2 protein-coding genes and 1 pseudogene are annotated in these 3,923 nt (G+C 60.1%); all 3 read left to right on the forward strand.

Annotated elements, in window-relative coordinates; translation table 11 throughout:
* Nucleotides 1–168, forward strand: a pseudogene (locus tag ABMA59_RS37525) (IS91 family transposase); the annotation flags it as partial.
* 541 nt (nucleotides 169–709) lie between these two features.
* Nucleotides 710–1,681: an ABC transporter substrate-binding protein gene (locus tag ABMA59_RS37000; RefSeq protein WP_349010309.1), complete on the forward strand. Its 972-nt coding sequence runs from the start codon at nucleotides 710–712 to the stop codon at nucleotides 1,679–1,681.
* Nucleotides 1,682–1,699: 18 nt separating this feature from the next.
* Entirely contained in the window at nucleotides 1,700–3,460 is a 1,761-nt protein-coding gene (locus ABMA59_RS37005; RefSeq protein WP_349010310.1) for an adenylate/guanylate cyclase domain-containing protein, read from the forward strand.
* The last annotated feature ends 463 nt before the right edge of the window (nucleotides 3,461–3,923 follow it).

Raw genomic sequence — 3,923 nt, forward strand, 5'->3', positions numbered from 1 at the left:
GATGTCGCCGCGCCGCCCGACCCCCGCTACTCCGACGAACCAGACGACTACCACCCGCCATGCCGCTGCTGTGGCGGACGCATGATCATCATCGAGACGTTCGAGCGCTGGAGGCAGCCGCGTGGACCGCCGCACACCACCGCCACGAACCGGGAGACGGACGCATGACCCGGCATGGCATGGTCGAACCATCAGCCGCAGGCGCCCAGTCGCCGGCAACGGACCCACGCGCGTCCACCGTCAATATCGCCGTCGACAGCGTCACAACGAGCCTCGTGTGGGATCGGTTGGACTGCGCGAAGTCACAACGAAGCGGCCTCTCCGCATCAATCCCCACGCTTCCCGGCGGCGGTCGCACCATCGCCGACATCAGCCACAGATCGAAATCCCCATAGCCATCGACTGTGGCCCGCGGGTTCCTGCATGAGAGGCTTTCGTACGCCTGCCGGCACCCGAAACCCTTCACCGTTTGAGACGTTCTGGCCGTCTGCTGGAATGACCAATTCGGGCAAGCCGCTCCTTCAGTGAGGTCGCGGACGTCGCTTCTGCGATCTGCAAAGGACATCGCTTTCTGGATTGCTAAAATAGGCTATACTTAGATATCGGACATGGAAATCGACGTGGGTGAGGCGCAGCGTCGGTGGCCGTGCGACTGTAGCCTGTGACATCGGCTGCCGATCGGAGCCGGTCGGATGGACCCAATGTATCAATGGTGTTTCGGCCTTGTTTCCATGGTGGCGATCTTCATTGGATCGCCCAATCAAGGCTTGGCAGCAAACGTTCCGCGTATCGGCCTTCTCACCTATTGGATTGTGACCCAAGCGCCATTCAGAATGAATTCGGGCCCTTTCTCAAAGGGCTCGAAGAATTGGGGTACAAGCAAGGCGAGACCTTCGACCTCGAATGCCAGGCGGCCGAGAAGAGTTATGAGAGACTTGCGGAAGCCGCGCGCAAGCTGGTGCAGCTTCCGGTCGATGTGATCGTGACGACCTCGCAGCCAGCGGGACGGGCCGCCCACCAAGCAACGGATTCGGTCCCTATCGTATCGATCGTCAGCGGAGATCCAATAGCTGACGGCCTCGTTGCCAGCCTCGCTAAGCCTGGCGGCAACTTCACCGGGGTCAGCTACTATGCAACCGAACTCACGGCGAAGCGGCTGGAGCTGTTGAAAGAGGCAATACCGGATGTCGCAAAAATCGGGGTTCTAGCCAATCCTGATGTTTCTTATCTACCGTTCGAAGCGGATACTATGCGCGCAGCCGGAAAGCTCGGAATAGGCGTGAAGCTTCACCATGTCAGGCAGCCGGCCGAAATCGATGTCGCAATCCCGGAAATGAAGAAAGAGGACGTGCAGGCGATCTTCGTCCTACCGGACGTCATGTTGGCCGGCGAGGCTGCACACATCGCCGCTCTGGCGCTCGAACAGCGGCTTCCGACGATGACGTGGGGACAATGGTATCCGCGAGCCGGCTGCCTGATGGCCTATTCCGCGGATTATGTTGAGATGATTCACCGTCTGGCTTTTTACGCGGACCGCATCCTCAAAGGAGCCAATGCAGGCGATCTGCCGCTCGAGCAGCCTGCTACTTTCCGGCTAACGATCAACCAGAAAACCGCTATGGCGCTGGGGCTGGAACTCCCGCAGACTTTGCTGATCCTGGCCGACGAAGTGATCGAATGAAGCTCGATCCGCCTCGTCATGCGCCGCTCTCTCTTTCAAAAATACTTCGCGACGTTCTTCCTAGCAGCGACCGTCCCCTTGCTTGCAAACGGCATCAGCGATGCGTGGTTTGGGTACCGCGATCAACGCGCGATGCTCAACGCAACGCTGCGGGTCGAGGCAAGCGCGGCGGCGGGAAGGATCGAAAACTTCCTCAACGGCATCAGGGACGATCTCGGATGGAGCGTTCAGCGAGATTGGGCAGAGGACCGGCAGGACCAACATAGGCTGGATGCGCTACGCGTGTTGCGCCAAGCAACCGCGGTCGTCAGCATTGCGCTTATCGACAAAGCGGGGGTCGAACGTCTTTTCGTTTCGCGCACGGAGCTTGAGAGGAAGGCAAGCGGGGTCGACCGCAGTCATGACCCGGCTGTCGCTGCCGCGAAGTTGGAGGGCGTGTGGTATGGCCCCATTACCTACTACAACGGTTCCGAACCATTCATGCTTGTGTCGGTGGCCGGCAACCGCGCGGCGGCCGGTGTGGCAGTCGCGGAGATCAATCTGAAGCTCATTTGGGATGTTGTATCGGACATCCGGGTCGGCGGGAGCGGTCGAGCCTATGTGGTCGACCGGCTCGGACAGTTGGTCGCCCACCCCGACATCAGCAAGGTGCCCAGCGGCACTAATGAGGAGGCTGCTAGAACGTTGCGAAGGCTGCAAGACGCGATCGAGGCTGGCGGCACATCGGTCGCGACCACTAACACTGACGGAGAACCGGTGATCGCCGATATGGCAGCGATCAAAGGTACCGGTTGGACCGTAGTAGTCGAGCAGGACACGACCGAAGCCTTTGCGCCGATTTATGCGACCCTCTGGCGGACAAGCGGATTGCTGCTCGGCGCGACGATGCTAGCCGCCGGTCTAGCTTTCTGGCTTGCCAAGCGAATGACCGGACCCGTTCGACTGCTTGAGGAGGGGACGCGACAGATCGGGGCCGGTCAGTTCGAGCATAGAATCAACATCTCGACTGGAGACGAACTCGAACGGCTAGCAGCCCGGTTCAACGAAATGGCAAGGGAGCTCGCAAGTTCGCGAGAGCGCGAGGAGCGCATCGCAAGATTGCGACGCTTCCTGGCGCCGCAGGTGGCCGAGATCGTCGAAAAGGCAGGAGACGATGGCGTACTGCTTGGCCATCGTGCGGAGGTAGTGGTCATCTTTTGCGACTTGCGTGGGTTCACGGCATTCTCAACCGAGGTGGAACCGGAAGAGATCATGCAGCTCTTGGCCGACTACTATCAGGCCGTCGGCTCCATCGTTACAACCCACGAAGCCACGGTCACAAACTTCTCCGCCGATGGCTTGATGATCCTAGTTAATGCGCCGATCTCCTGCGCGGAGCCGGCAATGCGTGCGGTAGAGATGGCTATCGCGATGCAGGCGGAAATCCAGCGCCTGATCCGCGGATGGCGAGAGCGGGGCCATTCGATCGGCTTTGGCCTTGGCATTGCCATGGGGTGGGCGACTGTCGGGCGGATCGGTTACGAAGGTCGACACGACTACACTGCAATCGGAAATGTCGTGAACCTAGCCTCTCGTCTGTGCTCGTCAGCCAAAGATCATCAAATTCTTCTCGACTCGACCATCGCCAAGGCTGTGGCGACGAACGTCTCGGTAGTCGAAATCGGGCCTCGCCAGCTTAAGGGGTACGGTAAGGAACTGATAGTGTATGAAGTTGCTTATCCCGAACGGGCTAACACCGATGATCGCCGCAACAGCAACAATAACGAGCTAGCCACGTAGGCATCACTCCCCAAACACGTGGCTGCGGCGAGCGTCAACAAGGGGTTGGATCACGACCCTTGTGGTCTCTGCTAGCAATGTCAGGGAATGGCGCTAAGCGGCCGTTGGCAGCTCGACATCGGAATGACCGCGGTCCACCCCATCGCCGCCGTTCGCAGCGCGGCCTTCGCCGCCTGAAACTTGCCATTCGTTGGGCTCCACCAAACGGCAGAGCTGGGGCCGTCGAACGAACCCGCTGCGCGGGAGGGCACCTGCGGTTGAGATAGAGGACACAGGCCGGTTGTCTCGCTTGCATTGAGGGTCGTGCGCCAGCGGCAGAGCATGACGGGCTTCTTCAACAAGGAGCCTGACCATGCACCACCCCTATCTCGACACACCCGTCAGCCCGCTCCGCCAGAGGCTGATCGACGACATGAACATGCGGCGCTTCTCACGCGAGACGCAGCGCAACTATCTCCGTGAC

The organism is Mesorhizobium yinganensis (assembly GCF_040081985.1).
GTDB lineage: Bacteria > Pseudomonadota > Alphaproteobacteria > Rhizobiales > Rhizobiaceae > Kumtagia > Kumtagia yinganensis.